24 protein-coding genes are annotated in these 21,019 nt (G+C 68.8%); 15 read left to right on the top strand and 9 right to left on the bottom strand.

From position 1 onward, the window contains the following. Positions 1 to 11: 11 nt before the first annotated feature. Positions 12 to 1,466 carry an aldehyde dehydrogenase family protein gene (locus AAG565_RS05670; RefSeq protein ID WP_348818586.1) on the bottom strand — a complete coding sequence of 485 codons (1,455 nt, stop codon included), beginning with the start codon at positions 1,464 to 1,466 and terminating at the stop codon, positions 12 to 14. 168 nt (positions 1,467 to 1,634) lie between these two features. Between AAG565_RS05670 and AAG565_RS05665 the strand changes: the two genes are divergently transcribed. Further along, positions 1,635 to 3,080 carry a wax ester/triacylglycerol synthase family O-acyltransferase gene (locus AAG565_RS05665; RefSeq protein WP_348818585.1) on the top strand — a complete coding sequence of 482 codons (1,446 nt, stop codon included), beginning with the start codon at positions 1,635 to 1,637 and terminating at the stop codon, positions 3,078 to 3,080. 145 nt (positions 3,081 to 3,225) lie between these two features. Here AAG565_RS05665 and AAG565_RS05660 read toward each other — a convergent pair whose 3' ends face one another. After that, positions 3,226 to 4,239: a ParM/StbA family protein gene (locus AAG565_RS05660; protein WP_348818584.1), complete on the bottom strand. Its 1,014-nt coding sequence runs from the start codon at positions 4,237 to 4,239 to the stop codon at positions 3,226 to 3,228. A gap of 67 nt (positions 4,240 to 4,306) precedes the next feature. Next, a complete protein-coding gene (locus tag AAG565_RS05655; protein WP_348818583.1) occupies positions 4,307 to 4,711 on the bottom strand; it encodes a GFA family protein in 405 nt (134 codons plus the stop codon). Positions 4,712 to 4,755: 44 nt separating this feature from the next. Between AAG565_RS05655 and dapF the strand changes: the two genes are divergently transcribed. From dapF to ubiB, 10 genes are all read left to right on the top strand, one after another. Next, positions 4,756 to 5,595, top strand: a complete 840-nt coding sequence (gene dapF / locus AAG565_RS05650) for a diaminopimelate epimerase (protein WP_348818582.1) — start codon at positions 4,756 to 4,758, stop codon at positions 5,593 to 5,595. Then, positions 5,583 to 6,287 (top strand): DUF484 family protein, encoded by a 705-nt coding sequence (locus AAG565_RS05645; RefSeq protein ID WP_348818581.1) that lies wholly within the window; start codon positions 5,583 to 5,585, stop codon positions 6,285 to 6,287. The genes dapF and AAG565_RS05645 overlap by 13 nt, the downstream gene beginning before the upstream one ends. Then, the gene (locus tag AAG565_RS05640; RefSeq protein WP_348818580.1) at positions 6,274 to 7,212 is read left to right on the top strand and encodes a tyrosine recombinase XerC; all 939 of its coding nucleotides are present in this window, start codon (positions 6,274 to 6,276) and stop codon (positions 7,210 to 7,212) included. Before AAG565_RS05645 ends, AAG565_RS05640 begins: the two co-directional genes overlap by 14 nt. 77 nt (positions 7,213 to 7,289) lie before the next feature. After that, the gene (locus tag AAG565_RS05635) at positions 7,290 to 7,577 is read left to right on the top strand and encodes a hypothetical protein (protein WP_348818579.1); all 288 of its coding nucleotides are present in this window, start codon (positions 7,290 to 7,292) and stop codon (positions 7,575 to 7,577) included. 54 nt (positions 7,578 to 7,631) lie between these two features. Continuing rightward, positions 7,632 to 8,174, top strand: coding sequence for an ATP-dependent protease subunit HslV (hslV, locus tag AAG565_RS05630; RefSeq protein ID WP_348818578.1), 543 nt, complete (start codon positions 7,632 to 7,634; stop codon positions 8,172 to 8,174). A gap of 26 nt (positions 8,175 to 8,200) precedes the next feature. Next, positions 8,201 to 9,526, top strand: a complete 1,326-nt coding sequence (gene hslU, locus AAG565_RS05625) for an ATP-dependent protease ATPase subunit HslU (RefSeq protein ID WP_348818577.1) — start codon at positions 8,201 to 8,203, stop codon at positions 9,524 to 9,526. Positions 9,527 to 9,533: 7 nt separating this feature from the next. Further along, the gene (locus AAG565_RS05620; RefSeq protein WP_348818693.1) at positions 9,534 to 9,944 is read left to right on the top strand and encodes a DUF971 domain-containing protein; all 411 of its coding nucleotides are present in this window, start codon (positions 9,534 to 9,536) and stop codon (positions 9,942 to 9,944) included. A 72-nt stretch (positions 9,945 to 10,016) separates the two neighbouring features. Beyond that, positions 10,017 to 10,775, top strand: coding sequence for a bifunctional demethylmenaquinone methyltransferase/2-methoxy-6-polyprenyl-1,4-benzoquinol methylase UbiE (gene ubiE / locus AAG565_RS05615; RefSeq protein ID WP_348818576.1), 759 nt, complete (start codon positions 10,017 to 10,019; stop codon positions 10,773 to 10,775). A 20-nt stretch (positions 10,776 to 10,795) separates the two neighbouring features. After that, positions 10,796 to 11,458, top strand: coding sequence for an SCP2 sterol-binding domain-containing protein (locus AAG565_RS05610; protein WP_348818575.1), 663 nt, complete (start codon positions 10,796 to 10,798; stop codon positions 11,456 to 11,458). 5 nt (positions 11,459 to 11,463) lie between these two features. Continuing rightward, on the top strand, positions 11,464 to 13,083 hold the full coding sequence (gene ubiB / locus AAG565_RS05605) for a ubiquinone biosynthesis regulatory protein kinase UbiB (RefSeq protein WP_348818692.1): 1,620 nt from the start codon (positions 11,464 to 11,466) through the stop codon (positions 13,081 to 13,083). Here ubiB and AAG565_RS05600 read toward each other — a convergent pair. The 3 genes from AAG565_RS05600 to AAG565_RS05590 all read right to left on the bottom strand — a co-directional run bounded on the left by AAG565_RS05600 (position 13,061) and on the right by AAG565_RS05590 (position 16,544). Then, entirely contained in the window at positions 13,061 to 13,888 is an 828-nt protein-coding gene (locus tag AAG565_RS05600; protein ID WP_348818574.1) for a divergent polysaccharide deacetylase family protein, read from the bottom strand. The genes ubiB and AAG565_RS05600 overlap by 23 nt on opposite strands. 1 nt (position 13,889) lies before the next feature. Next, on the bottom strand, positions 13,890 to 15,233 hold the full coding sequence (locus tag AAG565_RS05595; RefSeq protein ID WP_348818573.1) for a S41 family peptidase: 1,344 nt from the start codon (positions 15,231 to 15,233) through the stop codon (positions 13,890 to 13,892). Between the two features lie 156 nt (positions 15,234 to 15,389). Beyond that, entirely contained in the window at positions 15,390 to 16,544 is a 1,155-nt protein-coding gene (locus AAG565_RS05590; protein WP_348818572.1) for a peptidoglycan DD-metalloendopeptidase family protein, read from the bottom strand. 47 nt (positions 16,545 to 16,591) lie between these two features. On the opposite strand from AAG565_RS05590, the gene AAG565_RS05585 reads away from it, so the two are divergent. From AAG565_RS05585 to AAG565_RS05570, 4 genes are read left to right on the top strand one after another with little or no spacing between them, the layout of a single operon-like run. Beyond that, positions 16,592 to 17,017, top strand: coding sequence for a rhodanese-like domain-containing protein (locus AAG565_RS05585; protein WP_348818571.1), 426 nt, complete (start codon positions 16,592 to 16,594; stop codon positions 17,015 to 17,017). Beyond that, a complete protein-coding gene (grxC, locus tag AAG565_RS05580) occupies positions 17,014 to 17,268 on the top strand; it encodes a glutaredoxin 3 (protein WP_348818570.1) in 255 nt (84 codons plus the stop codon). Before AAG565_RS05585 ends, grxC begins: the two co-directional genes overlap by 4 nt. A 7-nt stretch (positions 17,269 to 17,275) precedes the next feature. Further along, complete coding sequence (secB, locus tag AAG565_RS05575) at positions 17,276 to 17,782, top strand: protein-export chaperone SecB (protein WP_348818569.1); 507 nt, start codon at positions 17,276 to 17,278, stop codon at positions 17,780 to 17,782. Between the two features lie 21 nt (positions 17,783 to 17,803). Continuing rightward, positions 17,804 to 18,841, top strand: a complete 1,038-nt coding sequence (locus tag AAG565_RS05570; protein WP_348818568.1) for an NAD(P)H-dependent glycerol-3-phosphate dehydrogenase — start codon at positions 17,804 to 17,806, stop codon at positions 18,839 to 18,841. Here the strand turns inward: AAG565_RS05570 and AAG565_RS05565 are convergent, their stop codons facing one another. Genes AAG565_RS05565 through AAG565_RS05555 form a run of 3 tightly spaced genes read right to left on the bottom strand, consistent with a single transcriptional unit; the run spans position 18,842 to position 20,768 of the window. Continuing rightward, the gene (locus AAG565_RS05565) at positions 18,842 to 19,300 is read right to left on the bottom strand and encodes a tRNA (cytidine(34)-2'-O)-methyltransferase (protein WP_348818567.1); all 459 of its coding nucleotides are present in this window, start codon (positions 19,298 to 19,300) and stop codon (positions 18,842 to 18,844) included. It lies immediately after the preceding gene. Continuing rightward, positions 19,297 to 19,602 carry a DUF2007 domain-containing protein gene (locus AAG565_RS05560; protein ID WP_348818566.1) on the bottom strand — a complete coding sequence of 102 codons (306 nt, stop codon included), beginning with the start codon at positions 19,600 to 19,602 and terminating at the stop codon, positions 19,297 to 19,299. The genes AAG565_RS05565 and AAG565_RS05560 overlap by 4 nt, the downstream gene beginning before the upstream one ends. A 23-nt stretch (positions 19,603 to 19,625) precedes the next feature. Beyond that, the gene (locus AAG565_RS05555; RefSeq protein ID WP_348818565.1) at positions 19,626 to 20,768 is read right to left on the bottom strand and encodes a tetratricopeptide repeat protein; all 1,143 of its coding nucleotides are present in this window, start codon (positions 20,766 to 20,768) and stop codon (positions 19,626 to 19,628) included. Positions 20,769 to 21,019 lie beyond the last annotated feature (251 nt).

Genomic DNA, 21,019 nt, shown 5'->3' with positions numbered 1-21,019 from the left:
TCGCCGGACGCTCATTGCGTCTTGAGCATGATGTTCAGCATCTTCGCCTTGAAGTCCGTGTACGGCGGGAACAGGACCCGCGCCATCATGAAGCGCGTGCGCACCACGGCGCGTTCGTGCGAGAACGCCTTGAAGCCGAAGATGCCGTGCGCGCTGCCGATTCCGGAGTTGTTGACGCCGCCGAAGGGCAGGTTGCCGTGCGCGTACTGCACCACGCAGTGGTTGATGCAGGTGCCGCCGGCGCTGGTCCGCTTGAGCACCTTCTCGATGTTGCCTTCCGTCTTGCTCCAGATGTAGAGCGCGAGCGGCTTGGGCTGGGCGTTGATCTCGTCGATCACGCGGTCGAGATCGGTGTAGGCGATGATCGGCAGCAGCGGGCCGAAGATTTCCTCGGACTGGATCTTGGCGTCCGCCGGGATGTTGTCGAGCAGCGTCGGCTGGATGAAACACTCCGACTCCACCGCCTCGCCGCCGCAGAGGATGCGCGCACCGCGCGCCCTGGCATCGGTCAGCAGTCCGTTGATGCGCTTGGTGTGGCGCTCGTTGACGACGCGCGCTAGATAGGGCGAGCCCATCTGCTCCTTGGCGCTGCGGCCGTAGTTCTCCTCGATCACGGCGACGCATTCCTTGATGAACGCGTCCTTGATCGAGGCGTGGGCGTACACATAGTCCGGTGCGATGCAGGTCTGGCCGTTGTTGGTGTACTTGCCCCACATCAGCGTGCGCGCCGCGAGCTTGAGGTCCGCGGTCTCGTCGATGATCGTCGGCGACTTGCCGCCCAGTTCCAGCGTCACCGAGGTCAGGTGCTTGGCCGCCGCCGCCATCACCACCTTGCCGACCGCCGGCGAGCCGGTGAAGAAGATGTGATCGAAGGGCAGATCCAGCAGCGCCGTCGAGACGGCGACGTCGCCTTCGAACAGCGCGACTTCGTCCTCAGGGAAGATGTCCTTGACGATCTTCGCCATCAGCGCCGACAGATGCGGCGTCATCTCCGAGGGCTTGAGGATCGCGGTATTGCCCGCCGCGATGCACGACACCAGCGGGCTGAAGCACAGGTTGACGTTGTAATTCCACGGCGAAATGATCAGGCAGCGGCCCTTGGGTTCGTACTGGATCCACGACTTCAGGCCCACGGTCAGGCTGGTCGGCCAGACGCCCTTGGGTTTCATCCAGCCCTTGAGCGCGCGCATCGCGTGCTTGGCTTCGCTGATCACCGGCAGCACCTCGGCCAGATCGACTTCCGCCGGCGGTTTCTTGAAGTCCTTGTACGCGGCTTCGTGGATCGCCGTGCGATGCGCCATCACCGCGTCGTGCAGGCGCTTGATCTTGGCGATGCGCTCCTGCGCGGTCGAGGTGCGCAGACGGATCGCCGTTTCGCGCTGGCGCTCGAACACGCGCTGGATCTCGGCCTCGACGCCACTGGGTGTTGGCGTCACGCCAGGAAGATAGGAAACGACTGTGCTCATCGCGCTCTCCGGATCCGCAGCGGGCCGGCATGGTCATCCCCGACCCGTTAATTGAACGAGAGGTCGAGTATAGGCCGGCGCTACAATCGGCAACAGCCCCGCTGGTCGGTTCGGCGCCAACCGCGCCATCGCCGGCGGCGGACACAGAATTCCAAGGAGGAGAGCAGGATGCGCGCCAAGACCCTGAAGCCACTGGACGCCGCGTGGCTGTACGTCGATACCGCAGACACGCCGATGCAGGTCGGCTGCCTGGCGATCTTCTCGCTGCCGCCCGATGCGCCGGATAGTTTCCTGCGCGAGCTGTTCGCGCATCTGCGTTCGGTGGAGCGTTTCGCCCCGCCGTTCAACCTCAAGCTCGCCGCGCCGCGCCTGAAGGCGGTGATGCCGGCCTGGGTCGAGGCGCCGCGCATCGACCTCGACTACCACCTGCGCCACTCCGCGCTGCCGGCACCCGGCGGCGAGCGCGAACTGGGCGTCCTGATCTCGCGCCTGCATTCGCATCCGATGGACTTCAACCGCCCGCTGTGGGAGGTGCACGTCATCGAGGGGCTCGAAAACGATCGTTTCGCGCTGTACATGAAGATGCACCACTCGCTGGTCGATGGCGTCGGCGGCATGCGCATGCTGCAGCGCATGCTCTCGCCCGATCCCGCGGAGGAAAACCTGCCGCCGCCGTGGGCGGTCGGATCGGGGGCACGCCGGGAGCGCACGAGCGGGCCGCGCGGCTTCGACGCGCAGCTGCGCAAGCTGGCGGAGACGGCCCGGCAGCAGGCGCAGATCGCACCGGCCGTCGCCAGGGCGCTGGGCCGCGTCGTGCGCGAGTCGGTGCGGCGCACGGATTATCAGGAAGCCCTGCCATTCGACGGCCCGCGCTCGGTGCTCAATGCCAAGGTGTCGGCGCAGCGCCGCTTCGCCACGCAGCACTACGACCTGGAACGCGTCAGGAAGATCGCGGCGGCCGCCGAGGTCACCGTCAACGACATCTTCCTCGGCATCTGCGCGACCGCGCTGCGCCGTTACCTGCTCGAGATCAACGCGCTGCCGGATCGTTCGCTGACCGCGGGCGTGCCGGTGTCGGTGCGCCCGGCCGACGATCAGAACGCCGGCAACGCGATCAGCTTCATCATCGCCAACCTGAACACCACGGTGGCCGATCCGCTGGAACGCCTGCGCGCGATCCACCATTCCACCGCGATGGCCAAGGAGCACCTGCAGGCGTTGCCCAAGGCCGGGATCGACAGTTACACGATGATCTTCATGGCGCCGTTCATCCTGCAGCTGCTCGCCGGCCTGGGCGGCCGCCTGCGGCCGATGTTCAACGTCACCATCTCCAACGTGCCGGGCCCGAAGAATTCGCTGTACTTCAACGGCGCGCGCATGGAGCAGATCTACCCGGTGTCGCTGCTCTCGCACGGCCAGGCGCTGAACATCACCTCGGTCAGCTACGACGGCCAGTTCAACATCGGCTTCACCGGCTGCCGCGACGCGCTGCCGTCCATGCAGCGCCTGGCGGTCTATACCGGCGAGGCGCTCGACGAGCTGGAGCAGGTGCTGGGACTGGTGCCGGCGAAGGCGGGGGGCAGGAAGAAGACGGGCACGAGAAAGGCGGCGTGAACGCCTGCTGTTATCTCACGAGCGACGGCCCGGGTTGCCGTCCTGGGCGCGACCGTCGTGAGTTTTCCAACCCCCTGGGCGGCCTTCCCTGGCCGCCCGGCTTGGGCCGCACGCGAAGTCCACTGGACTTCGCGTGGCTTGTGGCCTAAGCCCCCCACAGGTTCTGGCCGTATTTCCAGTAGCCGTAGACGTTGTTGAGCCGCGCGTCCTGGTCGGCGGGCATCGGCAGCACATCGCCTTCGAGCAGCGAGGCCAGGTAGGGGGCGAGTGACGCGCCGCCGCCGCCGGTGATGACGATGGCGTCGATGTCCCAGTCGTCGGCCCACAGCCGGTTCACTTCCTGGGCGATGCGTGTGGCCAGCTGCTGGAACGCCTGCTGGACGATGCCGGTGAGGTCGTAGCGCTTGCCCTTGATCTTGATCGTGCCCTTGGACACGCCGTCGTAGAGCCGGTACAGCTCGATGTTGACGCCGCTTTTCTCCTGCAGCAGGTTGGCGATCGCCGTGTAGGCGATGGCGATGCCGGAGTCCGAGGACTGCGAGCCGCGTTCGGAATAGCGGGTCTTGTCGCTGATCGTGTAGTCGGCGGTGCGGAAGCCGATGTCGATGATGCCGATCTTCTCGGTGATGAAGCGCTGGCTCGCCGGCTTGCCGATGTCGTTGAGCATCAGGTTGAACATCGAGCCGAAGGGCTGCGGGATCACGCGCACCTTCTCGATGTTGATGACCTTCTCCTCGCGTTCGGTCGTGCCCGGCTTGACCACGGTGATGGTGTGGCGGTTCTGCAGCAGTGTCGCCAGCGCATCCTTGTACTTGCGGAAGAAGCTGATCGGCAGCCCGGTGACGAGGCGTACCGGATCGCCGCTGGCGACGAACGGCGCGAGCGCCGCCAGCGCCAGCGTCTTGGCGTACTGGGTCAGGAACTGGCTCTGGTCGAGCGTGAAGCCGCGTCCGCGCGACTGCTGCTCCGCGAGTTCGCCGACGAAGTAAGACTGGGTGCCGATGGTGATCTGGCGCGGGAACTGGGGCACACCGGGGAGCAGGCTCTCGCCGAATTGCGGCTCGGTGGCTTCGCCGACCACCGACTTGAACACCTGGAACTGCTTGCCGTCCGTGGCCTTGGTGTAGCCAAAGCCGATATCCGCGCCGAGCACCTTCACGCTGATCCCCCAATGCCAATCCGCGCGCAGTATAGGGGCTGCGCCGCCCGTCCCGCTCGGCGGCAGTTCAGCCTCGTTTCGACAGCCCGGCCAGGGTGTGGCCGTGCCGTTCCCAGTTCTGCCCGTCGAAGTCCTCGTACTCGACGGCGCCGACCGTCGCCGGATCGAGGCAGCGCAGGTTCACCGAGTAGCCGTCCGGGTTCGAGCGCGGCACGTAGAACGACTTGATGCCGCAGTGGCGGCAGAACAGGTGTTTGGCGACCCCAGTGTTGAACGTGTACTCGGTGAGGTCGCCGGCACCGGACAGCAGGCGGAAGTCGGCCGCCGGCACGATCAGATGCTCGAAGCCGGTCATGCGGCAGATCGAGCAGTTGCAGCGTTGCACACGCAGCGTTGCCGGCGCCTGCACCTCGAAGCGGACACGGCCGCAATGGCAGCCGCCGGTGCGGGTGATCGTGCGGGTCGTGGTCATGGCGTTACCTGCGGGAATCGGGTGCGCGATTGTAGAATCCATCCATGAAACTGCGTTTCACCAAGATGCACGGTGCGGGCAACGACTTCGTCGTCATCGACGCCACGCGCCGACCGTTTGCGCCGACGCCGCAGCTGCTGCGCAGGCTGACCGACCGCCGCTTCGGCGTCGGCTGCGACCAGGTGCTGGTGATCGAGCCGCCATCGACGCCGGACGTCGATTTCGACTATCGCATCTTCAACGCCGACGGCTCCGAGTCCGGCCAGTGCGGCAACGGCTCGCGCGCGCTGGCGCGCTACGTGCGCGAGGCCGGCTTGTCGGCCAAGGACCGTATCCGCGTGCGCACCTCGACTTCGGTGCTGGAGCTGGCGTGTGTCGATGGCGGTCTGTTCCGCGTCGATATGGGCCTGCCGCGCCTGGAGCCGGCGCAGATTCCGTTCGCCGCGGCGGCGCGCGCGCCGCGCTACACCTTGACGCTCGCCAACGGCGATGCGGTCGAGATCGGCGCGGTCAGCATGGGCAATCCGCATGCGGTGCTGCGGGTCGATGCCGTGGACGATGCGCCGGTCGAGCAGATCGGCAAGGCCTTGCAGGCGCATCCGGCGTTTCCGCAGAGCGTCAATGTCGGCTTCCTGCAGGTGCTGTCGCCGGCACGCGCGCGGCTGCGCGTGTACGAGCGCGGCGTCGGCGAGACCCTGGCCTGCGGCAGCGGTGCCTGCGCCGCCGCCGTGGTCGGACGCTTGTGGGGTCTGCTCGATGCGGTGGTGGATATGGAGCTGCGCGGTGGTACGCTGCGCATCGAGTGGCAGGGGGAGGGTCAGCCGGTGCTGATGACCGGACCGGCCGAGGCGGTATTCACGGGGGAGATCGAATGGCCGAATTGAACGTGGCGACGGACGGCGGCGCCGAATCCAGGCTCAGCGAGCGCGAGCTGGTGGCCTATCTCAAGGCGCACCCGGATTTCCTCAGCCGCCACCCCGATCTGCTCGAGGCGATCGAGCTGCGCCACAAGTCCGGCTCGGCCGTGTCGCTGATCGAGCGGCAGGTGGACATGCTGCGCGCGAAGAACCAGCGGCTGGAGGATCGTCTGAAGCGGCTGATGGATGCGGCACGCGACAACGAGGCGCGTGTCCTGAACACGCAGCGGCTGGCGCGCACGCTGATCCGCGCGCCCTCGCTGGCCGCGGTCGCCGCGGGTCTGCTGAAAAGCATGCGGGAGGACTTCGGCATCGACGAGGTGTTCGTCGGCATCGCGGCCGCTCATTTCAAGCGCCACGACATCGAGGGCATCCATCCGATCGAGGCGGATGGGCGCCTGGCGCGCGCCTATGAGAATTTTTTCCGCACGCGCCTGATCGAGTGCGGGCCGATCGCCGCGGACCGCGCACTGCTGCTGTTCCCCAAGGCGGCGAAGCCGATCCTGTCGGCGGCGGTGGTGCCGCTCGAAAAGGAGAAGAGCCTGGGAATGCTGGCGCTGGGCAGCGCCGACGCCCAGCGCTTCCAGCCGCGCCAGGGCAAGCTGTTCCTGGAACTGGCGGCGGATCTCGTGGCCGCATCGATCCGTGCGCGGATCTGAGCATCCGGACGCGGCCGGCACGCCGGATGTCCTGCAGCCTCTGATCGTCCAATACGTCGAGCGGCTGCGTCACCACAAGCGCTACTCACCGCACAGCTGCGCTGCCGCGCACCGCGATCTGGAGTCGTTCGCCGGGCACTGCGCGCGCGCCGGCGTGACGCGGCTGGAACAGATCGACCTGCACCTCGTGCGCGGCTATGTCGCCGCCCGGCATCGGGCAGGGCTGCAACCGTCGAGCCTGCAGCGGCATCTGTCCACGCTGCGCGCGTTCTTCCGCCAGCAGGTTCTCGACGGGCGTCTGACGGCCAACCCGGCGCAGACCGTGCGCGCGCCCAAGCGGCAGCGCCGGCTGCCGGCGGTCCTCGGCGTCGAGGCGCTGACCACCGCACTGGACCGGGCACCAGACGGAGAGCTGGCGAGCCGTGACCGCGCCATCGTCGAGCTGTTCTACTCCACCGGCCTGCGCCTGGCCGAGCTGCACGGACTCGATGTCGCCGACGTTGCCGGCGATCGCGCCGAGTTCACCGTGACCGGCAAGGGGCGCAAGCAGCGCATCGTCATGCTGGGCGGACCGGCGCGCCGGGCCCTGGCGGACTGGCTGGCGCAGCGCGCCGACCACGCCGCTGCCGACGAGCCGGCGCTGTTCGTGTCCACGCGCGGCCGGCGTCTTTCGCGCACCGCGATCGCCGCCGGCCTGAAGCGCTGGGCGCGGCAGGCGCAGCTGGGGGCGGAACTGCACCCGCACCGGCTGCGGCATTCGTTCGCCACGCATCTGCTCGAATCCAGCGGCGATCTGCGCGCCGTGCAGGAAATGCTCGGCCATGCGCATCTGGCGACGACGCAGATCTATACCCAGCTCGACTGGAAGCGCCTCGCCGCGGTGTATGACGGCGCACATCCGCGGGCGCGGCGCAAACCGGAGTAGGTTGTCAGGCGCGACTTTGTGCGTATGATCCGCGGCCGCGCCGCCGCACACGGTTCTGGAGATCGGGGAGTCTGGGGATGAAACACAGGGTGATTCTGGCCACGGGGACGGCGCTCGCGCTGCTGCTGGGTGCCTGCAGCGGCAGGGACGCCGCTCCGACCGCGGTGCCGGTCGAGACGCCGAACCCGGGGGTGGTGGCGCAGGAGCTGCAGGCCGACATCGCCGCCGCGGCCAACGCCTGCACGCAGGACTGCGGCGACGGCGTCATCGCCGCGATCCAGTGCGCGCCCACCGAGACGCCGGTCTGCGACTGCGCGGCGCAGCCGCAGGCGCGTTGTGCGCCTGGGGCCGTGCCAGCGCCTTGAAAGGGCGGCGTCACGCCCCCACGATGGGAGTTCCGATTCCAAGGAATTCCCGACATGCAGCAGTTCGACGGCACCACGATCCTGTGCGTGCGGCGCGCAGGGCAGGTGGCGCTGGGGGGTGATGGCCAGGTCTCTCTGGACAAGACACGCATCAAGGGCAACGCCCGCAAGGTGCGGCGCCTGTACGGCGACCAGGTGATCGCCGGCTTCGCCGGCGGCACCGCCGATGCGTTCACGCTGTTCGAGCGTTTCGAGGGCAAGCTCGAAAAGCACGGCGGCCAGCTGGTGCGCGCCGCAGTGGAGATGGCCAAGGACTGGCGCACCGACCGGTACCTGCGCCGGCTGGAGGCGTTGCTGATCGTCGCCGACCGCGAGCATTCCCTGATGGTCAGCGGCAACGGCGACGTCATGGAGCCGGAGGAACACGGCGTGCTCGCCATCGGCTCGGGCGGCGCGTATGCCAACGCCGCGGCGCGCGCGCTGGTCGAGAACACCGACCTGCCGGCGCGGACGATCGTCGAGAAGGCGCTGCACATCGCCGCCGACATCTGCATCTACACCAATCACCATCTGACCATCGAGACGATCGGATCGTGAACGAAGTGAACCACACTCCCCACACGATGACGCCGCGTGAAATCGTCGCCGAGCTGGACCGCTACATCGTCGGTCAGCAGGCGGCCAAGCGCGCGGTGGCGATCGCGCTGCGCAACCGCTGGCGGCGCGCGCAGCTCGATGGTGCGCTGCGCGCCGAGATCCACCCGAAGAACATCCTGATGATCGGTCCGACCGGCGTCGGCAAGACCGAGATCGCGCGGCGCCTGGCGCGGCTGGCCAACGCGCCCTTCGTCAAGGTCGAGGCGACCAAGTTCACCGAGGTCGGTTACGTCGGCAAGGATGTCGATACGATCGTGCGCGATCTCGTCGATGCGGCGGTGAAGATGACGCGCGAGCGTGCAATGCAGGGTGTGCGCGACCGCGCCGAACTGGCCGCCGAGGAGCGCATCCTCGACGTGCTGCTGCCGCCGCCCAAGGATTTCGGCGAGCCCAGCCCGCAGCGCCAGCAGGAAAACAGCGCCGCGCGCCAGGTGTTCCGCAAGCAGCTGCGCGAGGGCAAGCTCGACGACAAGGAGATCGAACTGAAGCTGTCGGCACCGTCCGCGCGCGTCGAGCTGCTCGGGCCGCCGGGCATGGAGGAGATGACCCAGCAGCTGCAGTCGATGTTCGCCAATCTCGGCCAGGCACGCAGCAAGACGCGCAAGATGAAGATCCGCGAGGCGTTCCAGCAGCTGGTGGACGAGGAAGCCGCCAAGCTCGTGGACGAGGAGGCGATCAAGGCCGAGGCGGTGCGCAACGCCGAGGAAAACGGCATCGTCTTCATCGACGAGCTCGACAAGGTGTGCAAGCGCGGCGAATACAGCGGCGCCGATGTCTCGCGCGAAGGCGTGCAGCGCGACCTGCTGCCGCTGGTCGAGGGTTGCACCGTGTCCACCAAGTACGGACCGGTGAAGACCGATCACGTGCTGTTCATCGCCTCCGGGGCCTTCCACCTGGCCAAGCCGTCCGACCTGATCCCGGAGCTGCAGGGCCGCCTGCCGATCCGCGTCGAGCTCGACCCGCTCAAGTCCGAGGATTTCCTGCGCATCCTGTCCGAGCCCGACTACTCGCTGACCGAGCAGTACCGCGCGCTGATGGGCACCGAGAAGGTCGAGATCGACTACACGGCGGATGGTCTGCGGCGCATCGCCGAGATCGCCTGGCAGGTCAACGAGCGCACCGAGAACATCGGTGCGCGGCGCCTGCACACGGTCATGGAAAAGCTGATGGAGCAGATCGCCTTCGACGCGCCGGACCAGGCGGGCGCCAAGCTGGTGATCGATGCGTCCTACGTCAACGAGCGCCTGGCCGCGCTCGCCGGCGACGACGATCTGTCACGCTACATCCTGTGACGCGGAAATCGTGAACAGCGCCGCGCCGACGACGATCCGGCTGCACCGCAAGGCGCGCATGCTGGAGGTCGCGTGGGCCGACGGCACGCGTTTCGAGCTGCCCTGTGAGTATCTGCGCGTGTTCTCGCCGAGCGCCGAGCTGCGCGGTCACGGGCTGCCGGAGCCGATGCTGATCGGCGGCAAGCGCGACGTGAACGTCGTGCGCATCGATCCGGTCGGCCGTTACGCGGTGAAGCTGGTGTTCGACGACGGCCACGACACCGGCATCTACTCCTGGGACGTGCTGCGCGAACTGGGTGCCGGTCAGGCGCGGCTGTGGGCACGATACCTCGAGCGGCTGGCCGAACACGGCATGTCGCGCGACAGCGAGGTCGTCAAGCTCTCGGCACTGGTCAAGACCTGGACGCCGCCGGCCTGAGCGGGTGAGGGTCGCCCGGTCCGGCTGCGGGTCGCGCCCGCTACAATGACCGCCCCACGAGCAGGCACGGTCATGGCCTCAGACGACAAATCCGGCTATACGCACTTCGGCTACGAGCAGGTGCCGGTCGGCGACAAGCAGAAGCGCGTCGCCGGTGTGTTCACCTCGGTCGCGCGCCGCTATGACCTGATGAACGACCTGATGTCGATGGGCATCCACCGGCTGTGGAAGCGCTTCGTCATCGACCTGGCAGGCGTGCGCGCCGGCGAGCGCGTGCTCGACGTCGCCGGCGGCACGGGCGATCTGACGCGCGAGTTCGCGCGCGCGGTCGGTCCGCAGGGCCTGGCGATCCTCTCCGACATCAACGCGGCGATGCTCGGCGAAGGCCGGCGCCGCCTGCTCGACCGCGGCGTGGTCGGCGTGCCCGTCGTGCAGGCCAATGCCGAGAAGCTGCCCTTCGAGGATGCCAGCTTCGATTGCATCACGATCGGCTTCGGTCTGCGCAACGTCACCGACAAGGACGCCGCGCTGCGCTCGATGACGCGCTGTCTCAGACCCGGTGGACGGCTGCTGGTGCTGGAGTTTTCCAAGCCGCTCTACGAGCCGCTGTCGCGCATCTACGACCAGTACTCGTTCAAGGTGCTGCCACTGATGGGCCGTCTGGTTGCGCAAGACGAGGATTCCTACCGCTACCTCGCCGAGTCGATCCGCATGCATCCGGACCAGGCGACGCTCAAGGGCATGATGGAGGCGGCCGGTCTTGCCCGCGTGCAGGTCTATAACCTGACCGGTGGGATCGTCGCGGTGCACCGCGGGTTCCGGCTGGAATGACAAGTTCGTCGGGAACGAATTTGGACGGCCGCCAGGCTGGCGCCGAAGGCGCGGACTCCAGGGATGGAGTCCGCAACACGCCGCCATTGCTGTGCGCGGCGCTCGAGATCGCGCTCAACCGCTATCTGGGTCTGGAAGCGGGGGCGCTGCAGGCCTGCGCGCAGATGAGCGGGCGCTCCATCGAACTGCGCACGTTCTCGCCGGACGGCTCGTTCTTCATCGACTTCCACGCCGGCGGTGTGCGCGTCGCGCCGGACAGCCCGCGCGCGGCCGATGTCCGCGTAGCGGGGTCTGCCGCGACGCTGCTGCGGCTGGCGTGGACGGCGGCGCAGGGCGACGGCGGCATCCCGCAGGGCCTGCAGGTGGAGGGCGACGTCGAACTGCTGCACCGCTTCAACCGCGTGCTGGCCGGCGTCGGCTTCGATCCGGAGGAGCTCGCCGCGCGCCTGTTCGGCGACGCCGCCGGCCACCGCCTGGCCGGCGGGCTGCGCCACGTGCTGGCCTGGGCCCGGCGCAGCATCGACACGCTGGGGCTGGACACCGCCGAGTACCTGCGCGAAGAGACGCGCGACCTCGCACGCGCCGCGGACGTCGAGGAGTGGCTCGCCGGCGTCGAACGCCTGCGCGACGACGTCGCGCGCTTCGAGATGCGCCTGCGCCGTGCCGAGGCGCGCCTGCCATGAGCGGCATGCTCAGCTTTTCGCGGCTGCGCCGCGTGCTGCAGATCCGCGCCGTCGCCGCGCGCTACGAGCTGCGCGAGTTTCTCCGGCCCGGGCATCGCGCGCGCGACCCGCGACCGCGCGGCGAGCGTCTGCGCCTGGCGCTGGAGGAGCTGGGGCCGGTGTTCATCAAGTTCGGTCAGGCGCTGTCCACGCGACCCGACATCGTGCCGCCGGACATCGCCGAGGAGCTGGCCAAGCTGCAGGACCGCGTGCCGCCGTTTCCGAGCGAGCAGGCGCGCGCGGTCGTCGAGCAGGAGCTGGGCAAGCCGATCGAAGCGCTGTTCGCCGAATTCGATCCGGTGCCGCTGGCCTCCGCCTCGGTCGCGCAGGTGCACGCCGCGCGCCTGCACCCGGGTGCGGATGGCGGCGCCGGTCTGGAGGTCGTCGTCAAGATCCTGCGTCCCGGCGTGGAGGCGGCGATCGAGGCCGATATCGAGCTGCTGCACACGCTCGCGCTGCTCGCGCACCGCTATTCGGCGACGGCGCGGCGCCTGCGTCCGCGCGAGGTGGTCGCCGAGTACGAGAAAGTGCTGCGCGACGAACTGGACCTGATGCGCGAAGGTGCCAACTGCGCGCAGCTGCGCCGCAACTGGCTCGGGTCGGACCTGATCTACCACCCGCTGGTGTACTGGGACTACACGCGCACGCGCGTGCTGGTCATGGAACGCATCCGCGGCATCTCGATCCGCGAACTGGACCGTCTGCGTGAGCTGGGCGTGGACTTCGGCGTGCTGTCCGAGCGCGGCGTCGAGATCTTCTTCAAGCAGACCTTCCGCGACAACTTCTTCCACGCCGACATGCATCCGGGCAACATCTTCGTCGATGCCACGGACCCGAAGCGGCCGAGCTATCTCGCGGTGGATTTCGGCATCGTCGGCCAGTTGACGCCGTCGGACCAGCGCTACCTCGCCGAGAACTTCTACGCCTTCTTCAACCGCGACTACCGGCGCGTCGCCGAGCTGCATGTCGAGAGCGAGTGGATCCCTTCGGACACGCGCGTCGAGGAATTCGAGGCGGCGATTCGCACGGTCTGCGAGCCGATCTTCCAGCGCCCGCTCAAGGAGATCTCGTTCGGCTTCTTCCTGCTGCGCCTGTTCCAGATCGCGCGCCGCTTCAATTACCAGGTGCAGCCGCAGCTGGTGCTGCTGCAGAAGACGCTGCTGCAGATCGAGGGCCTGGGCCGCCAGCTCAATCCCGATCTCGACCTGTGGAAGACCGCCAAGCCGATCATGGAGGAGTGGATGCGCAGGCGCCTGGGGCCGGCGGCGACGCTGGAGCGCATGCGCACGAACCTGCCGTCGCTCGCCGAGACGCTGCCGGATCTGGCGCAGCAGGCGCTGCGTCAGCTCGCGCGCGGCGAGGGTCTGGGCGGCGTGTCGCGCAAGGAGTTCGAGGCGCTGCGCGCCGAGCTGGACGCCGCGCACCGGCGCCAGCTGCGCATGACGGCGGCCGCCGCATTGGCGGTCAGCGCGGCGCTGGTGCATGCGGCGGGCACGGGCTGGACAGTGGGCGGCGTGTCGGTCGTCAGCCTGCTGCTGGCTGCCGCGGCCGGGGCGCTGGCGTTCAGGGCATTGCGCCCGCGCTGAGCGCCGGCTCCGGCGCCGGCGACAGTGTCGTCGCCATCCGCAGTGGCATCGGCAGCGGCGGCGGCTGGCGCTCGACACGGCGGATCAGGACCGACGGCTCGACCAGGGCGACGCCCAGCCCATCGAGCTGCGGCAGGAGCTGCGCGAGCGCCTTGAGCGTCTCGGGATACGGATGGCCGATCGCCAGCGCGCCGCCGGTCTCCTTGGCGATGCGGACCAGGCGCTGGAACTGCGCGTGTGTTTCGGCTTCGCCGCGCTGGTGATCGAGGAACACGCGCCGGCGTGTCGCCGGGATGCCGTAGGCGCGCGCCAGCGGATAGGCGACGCTGTCCGTCGACGTCATGCTGTCGATGAAGAACGCGGTGCTGCGCAAGGACAGCTCGCGCATCAGCCAGTGCATCGCGCCGCGGTTGCTGGTGGCGAGACTGCCCTGGTGGTTGTTGACGCCGGTGGCGTAAGGCACGGCGGCGAGCATTTCCCCGAGCCAGTCGCTGCGCTGCGGCGTCGCCAGCTGCGCGGACAGGGCCAGGGGGTGCGCCCTGCCGGCGACCGGCTCCAGCGGCAGGTGCACGAGGATTTCCTTGCGCGCCGCGTGTGCCAGCTCGGCCAGCCGGCGCGTGTGCGGCGATTCGGGCAGGAAGGCACAGGCGACGGCGCCGGGCAGCGCGATGGCCGCCTGACCCTCGGCCCAACTGTCACCCAGATCGTCGATGACGATGCTGATCAGCGGAACCGCCGCCGCCGGGGTGGTGGCTCCTCCGATCGTCAGCGCCAGCAGTGTCCCCCACAGCTGCCGGCAGCGCATGTCATCGGGCCCTGGCGATCACCAGACCCTTGAGCAGGTTCAGCGACTCGTACAGCGCGTAGTCGCTCTCGGCCAGTTCGCGTGCCTGCTTCGCCTGCGCCTCGGCGGCGGCGCGCTTCTTGGCGACCTCGTCCTTGTGCGCCGGATCGCCGTTCTCGTTGGCCAGGCTCTTGGCGAGGTCGGCTTCGGAGATCGGATCGAAGGTCTTGTCGGCGCCGTCCTCGGCCTTCTGCACGCGCAGCGGGCGGATCGCGATGTCGGGCTCGATGCCCTCGGCCTGGATCGAACGGCCCGACGGGGTGTAGTAGCGCGCCGTCGTGATCTTGATCGCGCCCTCGTTGGACAGCGGCAGGATGGTCTGCACCGAGCCCTTGCCGAAGCTGCGCGATCCGACCAGCACGCCGCGGCGGTGATCCTGCAGCGCGCCGGCGACGATCTCCGAGGCCGACGCCGAGCCGGCATTGATCATCACCACCAGCGGGTTGCCGTCGAGCAGATCGCCGGCGCCGGCGTCGAAACTGCGGCCGCCGTCGCCGTTGCGGCCGCGGATGCTGACGATCGTGCCCTTGTCGAGGAAGCTGTCGCTGACCTTCACTGCGGCGTCGAGCACGCCGCCGGGATTGTTGCGCAGATCCAGGATCAGACCCTTGAGCGAGCCGCCGGCGTCCTTCTTGAGGCGCGCGATCTCCTTGTCCAGGTTGGCGCCGGTGTCGGTCGTGAAGCTGGAAATGCGCAGATAGGCCAGCCCGGGCTCGAGCATGCGGCCGCGCACGCTGGCGACCTTGATCACGTCGCGCTTGAGTTCCAGCACCTTCGGCGCGGGCTCGCCTTCGCGCACCAGCGTCAGCGTGACCTTGGTGCCCGGATCGCCGCGCATGCGCGTGACGGCGTCGCTGAGCGTCAGCCCCTTCACCGGCGTCTCGTCGATCTTGACGATCAGGTCGCCGGGCTGGATGCCGGCCTTGGCGGCGGGGGTGTCGTCGATCGGCGCGACCACGCGCACGAAGCCGTCCTGCATCTGCACCTCGATGCCCAGGCCACCGAACTTGCCGGACGTGGCGATGTTCATGTCCTTGAACTCGTCCTTGTCCAGGTAGGCGGAATGCGGGTCGAGGCCGGTGAGCATGCCGCGCACGGCGTTCTCCAGCAGCGTCTTGTCGTCCACCGGCTCGACGTAGTCGGTCTTCACGCGGTTGAGGATCTCGACGAAGGTCTGCAGATCCTTGACCGGCACGGTTTCGGCGGTCTTCGATTTGTCGGCGAGCACGCCGGAAGTCAGGCTGACCGAGGTGCCGATCAGGATGCCGGCCAGCAGGGCCAGCGGTACGCGGTGCGGGAGGGACATGAGGTCAGGGGTTGGAGGTGAAGCGGCCTGGGGCCGACGATAACAACTGTGAGACTGCGCGCAAAGCAACCGGTTCCGGCGCGCGGACGGGCCGCTCGCGGCGGGCGACGGACGGCGGCGCCGGGCGCCAGTCTATCGCGGCGGCTCGCGGCTGTGTCAGCGCGCCAGCCACTTGCGCGGATCGATCGGTTCGGTGCCCTTGCGCAGTTCGAAATAGACACCCGATTCCTCGTGACCGCCGGTGTTGCCGGCACGGGCGATGACCTGGCCGGCGCGGATCGCGTCGCCGACCGCCACGGCCGCCGACTGAGCGTGGCCGTAGAGGCTGTAATAGCCGCCCTCGTGTTCGAGCAGCACGATCAGGCCATAGCGGTGCATCCAGCCGACATAGGCCACCCGGCCGCGCGCCACCGCCTTGACCGGCGTCCCCTCCTGCGCCGCGATCCAGTGTCCCTTCCAGCTCAGCTTGCCGCCGGCCTTGTCCTCGCCGTACTCGGCGAGCAGCTTGCCGCGGAGCGGCCACGGCAGCCGGCCGCGCAGGGTCACGAACGGCTTGTCGCTGTAGCCGGCTTCCTGCGGCACGTCCGCCAGGGTGTCCTGCAGGCGGGTGATCAGCTCGGTCAGCGAACGCTCGTCGGCGCGCAGGCGCTGCAGCTCGCCCTGGGCATCGGCGATGCGCTCGCGCAGCTGCGCCAGCACGCGCTTGCGTTCAGCCGTCGAGTCGCGCAGTTGCGCCAGCGCGACCTCCTGCTTGTTCTTCAGGTCGGCCAGGCGCGTCATCTCCGACTGCATGCGCGCGGACAGCCCTTCGAGTTCGCTGACGCGGTTGCGGATGCCGGAGATGGCCGCGGTGTGCGCGCGTTGCAGGTAGTCGTAGTAGACCATCACGCGGCCGACCTTGCGCACGTCGTTCTGGTTGAGCAGGAGCTGGGTCTGGGCCTGGCGGCCGATCACATAGGCCGCCCGGATCTGACGGCGCAGGTTCTCGCTGCGCTGGGCGATGGCCTTGTTCGATGCCGCGATTTCCTTCTCGCTGTCCTGGATGCGGCTGCGCTGCTCGCCCGCCTGCTTCTGCAACGAGCGGATCTCGGCGCCGATCGCGGCGATGCGGCGTTCGGTCGCCTGCAGGTCGCGTGCCAGCGCGTCGCGCTCGGCCTGGCTGGCCTCGATCGATTGCGACAAGGTTTCGATCCGCGAGCGCACCTCCGCCAGCGACTCCTGGCGGCTGCGCAGCGCGCCGTCGTCGGCCGCCGGTGCCGGCGCGGCGACGAGGAGTGCGGCCAGCGTCAGGGCGGCGGCGAGACGGTTCATGCGATAATCGTAACGTGTCCGGTCCGCACTCCGCAGCGACTTTCCTGATGTCCCAGTTCGTCGAATTCCTTGGCAACCACCCCGGTCTGTTCGCCGCACTCGGCGTCGTTCTGCTCCTCATCGTCGCCAACGAGGTGCACGGCGCCTTCACCGGCGGCAAGCGCCTGTCGGTGGCGGAGGCGGTGCGGCTGATCAACGACCGCGATCCGATCATCCTCGACGTGCGTACGCCGGCCGATTTCAAGAAGGGCCATCTGCTCAACGCGCACAATGCGCCGCTGACGAAGCTCGACGAGAGCCTCGGTGCGGCGGGCAAGGACAAGTCCAAGCCGGTGCTGGTGTATTGCGCGCTGGGACCGACTTCGGTCAGCGCCGCCGAACGCCTGCGCAAGCTCGGCTTCGCCGAGGTCTATCCGTTGCGCGGCGGCCTCAACGCCTGGCTCGGTGCCAGCCTGCCGGTGACCGCAAAATGAAAGCGGTGCGCATGTACAGCACGCATTACTGCCCGTTCTGCGTGATGGCCAAGCGCCTGCTGTCCGCCAAGGGTGTGCAGGTCGAGGAGATCCGTGTCGATGACGCGCCCGAGCGGCGCGACGAGATGGTCCGCATCACCGGGCGGCGCACCGTGCCGCAGATCTTCGTCGGCGAAACCCACGTCGGCGGCTTCGACGACCTTCACGCCCTCGACCGTGCGGGGCGGCTCGATCCACTTCTCAACGACTGACATGACGATGAGCGACAAGCCCAATTCGAACGCCGGCGCCGCGCCGGGAGCGGTGCAGCGCCAGGTGCTGCTGCAGAAATTCTATGTCCAGGACGCCTCGCTGGAAGTGCCGCTGGCGCCGCAGATCTTCACGCGTCCCTGGCAACCGCAGCTGGACGTGCAGGTCAACGCCGACATCAAGCCGCTCGACGGCGACAACTTTCACGTCGTGCTCGCGGTGACCGCCACCGCCAAGCTCGGCGAGGACGTCGCCTTCCTCGCGGAAGTGCATCAGGCCGGTGTGTTCGTGCTGCGCGGATTTCCCAACAATGAAGAGCGCCAGGCGGTACTCGGCGCGTACTGCCCGGGCCAGCTGTTCCCGTTCGCGCGCGAGGCGATTGCCGACCTGGTGCAGCGCGCCGGCTTTCCGCAGCTGCTGCTGCAGCCGATCAACTTCGAGGCGCTCTACCTGGAGCACCTGAACCGCGCGCGCGCGCAGAACCCGCAAGCCGCGGCCGCCCCGGCGACGCACTGAAGCCTGCAGGTCAGGCCCGCCATGACCGACCCGCAGACCTCCCTGCAACCGCGGTCGGGCCTGCATCCGGTCAGTGTGATCGGTGCCGGATCGTTCGGCACTGCGCTGGCGATCCATCTCGCCCGTCGCGGCGCATCCGCGCTGCTGTGGGGACGTGACGGCGAGCGCATCGCCGCGATGCAGGCAGCGCGCGAGAACGCGCAGTACCTGCCCGGTTGCGCCTTCCCGCTGCTGCTGGAGGCGACCGCCGATCTGAGCCGCACCGTCGCCGAGTCCGAGGATCTGCTGATCGCCACGCCCTCGCACGCACTGCGCCAGACGCTGGATGCGCTGGCGCCGCTGCTGCGGCCGGGACAGGGGCTGGTCGCCGCCTGCAAGGGCCTGGAGCCGGGCAGCGGGCGGCTCGTGCACGAGGTGATCGCCGATCGCTTCGGCACGGCGGTCCCGATGGCGGTGCTGTCCGGGCCGACCTTCGCCAAGGAGCTGGGCATCGGCCTGCCGACCGCGGTCACCATCGCCTCGCCGGACCGCGACTTCGCCGAGAAGATCGCGATGCGCCTGCACGGCGGCGGCTTTCGCGCGTACTGGACCCAGGACTTACCCGGTGTCGAGATCGGCGGTGCGGCCAAGAACGTCATGGCGATCGCCGTGGGCATCGCCGACGGCCTGCAGCTGGGCGCCAACACCCGCGCGGCGTTGATCACGCGCGGCATGGCCGAGATCATGCGCCTGGCCGAGCCGCTCGGTGCGCGCGCCGAGACCTTGATGGGGCTGGCCGGCATGGGCGATCTGGTGCTGACCTGTACCGACAACCAGTCGCGCAACCGCCGCCTCGGTCTGCTGCTGGCACAGGGCAAGTCGGTGGCCGATGCCAGCCACGAGATCCGCCAGGTCGTCGAGGGCGTCAAGGCGGCGCCGGAGGTGCTGCGCCTGGCGCGGCGCCACGGCATCGAGATGCCGATCACCGAGGCCGTGTCGGCCGTACTCGATGGCCGCATGAGTCCAGTCGAGGCGGTACGCGCGCTGGCCACGCGCCCGGCCAAAGCGGAAGCCGGCTGATCAGGCCGGGAAGCCGAGCTGCCGCCAGGCCTCGTAAACCGCCACGGCGACCGCATTCGACAGGTTGAGGCTGCGACTGGCCGCCCGCATCGGCAGGAACACGCTCTGCTGCGGCGGCAGCGCTTCGAGCACGTCCCGCGGCAGGCCGCGCGTTTCCGGGCCGAACAGGAGCACGTCGCCGTCGCGATAGCGGACCTGGTCGTAGCGTGTCACGCCCCGGGTGCTGAACGCGTAACGGCGCGCGTCGGGCAGGGCGTCGCAGAATGCCGCGTAACTGCGGTGTTCGGTGACGCCGGCCAGATCGTGATAGTCGAGCCCGGCGCGGCGCAGCGCCTTGTCGGTGAGCTGGAAACCGAGCGGATGGATCAGGTGCAGCTGCGCTCCGGTATTGGCACACAGGCGGATGAGGTTGCCGGTGTTGGGCGGAATCTCCGGCTGATACAGCGCGATCCGGATCATCGGACCCGCTCGACGCCGCAGGCCCAGCAGGTCTCGAAGGTGACCGGGGACTCCTCGCCGCAGGCGCAGCGCCACAGCGCCTGCGCATGACGGCGGCGCTCGTACTGCTGAAGCAGGTTGCGCGCACGCGCATCGTCACGGCCATCGCAAAGGACCAGCCGCGGATAGTCGTTGACCGGCAGCTCGCCGCGCGCGCCCCACAGCGACGCGCCCAGCACCCGAGCCTCGATGCCATGGGCGGCCAGATAGCCGCGCAGGATCTCCGCTTCGACCGGATCGGCCGCGGTGTAGAGCGTCTGCATGGCGCATTGTATCCAGCGCCGCGCTACGGCAGGTCCTTGAGCCGATCCAGTTTCGCCGCGTACAGGTCGTGGCGGCTGCGTGTCGTGCTGTTGTGCATCGCCAGGCGGAGGTGCGCGCGCGCCTCTTCGACATCGCCGCGGCGGAAGCTGGCCACGGCGATGGCGAAATGCAGCTCCGGGTCGTACGGGATGCGCTGCAGCTCCTTGCGGAACTGCGCCATCGCCGCGTCGATGTCACCCGCGGCGAGCGCGGCATTGCCGCGATCCAGGAAATGGAACGGTGGATACTTGGAGATCTCGCTGAGTCGCTGCTGCACGAGCCGCGCTTCGTCCGTCTCGCCCTGGACGGTGAGTACGCGCACCAGGTTGGTCAGTACCTGCGCGTTGCCGGGTTCGCGCTGCAGTGCGCGGTCCAGCACCTGGCGCGCCTCGGGCAGATCGCCGTGACGCAGATATACGACGGCGAGCGTATTGAGCGCGCTGACGAAATCGCGTTGCGTACCCACCGCCGCCCGTGCGTGCCAGTAGGCGCCGTGCAGGTCGCCGGCGAGCAGCAGCTCTGCGGCGCGGTTGTTGAGGTACATCGCCACGATCATCGCTTCGGAGATCTCGCGGGCGCGCCGGTCGGTGTCGCGCGCGTTCTCGACGAAGTCGATGACCAGGGGGCGGTCCATCACCGTCGATGCGAAAATGCCGTCGGCGTCGTGCCGGCCGAGCACGAGATTGACGTGGCCGCTGAGCAAGACCAGGCCGCCGTCGCGGCTCCAGGTGTCGTAGCCGCGCACGCTGCGGTAGGTCACGGGGATGTCCAGCTCGCGGGCGAGCGCGCCGGCGAGGATCACCAGCGACAGGCAGTTGCCGGCGCGCGCCGCGAAGGCCTGCCGCGCGGTGCGCGTCATCGCGGTGTCGTAGTCGAGGGTGAGGCTGTCGCGCAGTGCCTCGTGCAGCGCCAGGCGCGGTCCGATCCAGCGCGCACGCGGCTGAATCTGCCGGCGCACGAAACTGCGCATCGCATCGTCGAGCGCGAACAGCTCGTCGGCGTCCGCCACGGCGATGCCCGGGGCAAAGCGCTCGTCGGCGAACAGCGGGTCGATCGTCAGCGGTGCCGGCGCGGACGCGCAGCCGCATACGAGCAGGACCGCCGGCATGACCCAGCCGAGCTTCATCTGCGCCCTCCTTCAGAGGTCTGAAAGAGTCCGGCAGGCACCCCTGCCGGGGCTGCCCTGCAGTGTACGCCGCCGGCGGCGCGGCGGTGTGCGCGATTCCGGCAGGCGTGGCGGCGCTTCGCGGTGCGTGCACGGACCACGTCGGGGCTTCGAGTCCTTTCCAATCCAGAGATGAGCCTGAAGGGCGGATCTGAGTGAGGGGCTGTCAGGCGGCGGGACGCTGGGCTTTGCTGATGGAAAGGAACAACTGA

It is taken from the genome of Fontimonas sp. SYSU GA230001 (assembly GCF_040066175.1).
In the GTDB taxonomy this organism is placed as follows: Bacteria; Pseudomonadota; Gammaproteobacteria; order Nevskiales; family Nevskiaceae; genus Solimonas.
This window is presented reverse-complemented; position numbering and strand designations above follow the sequence as displayed.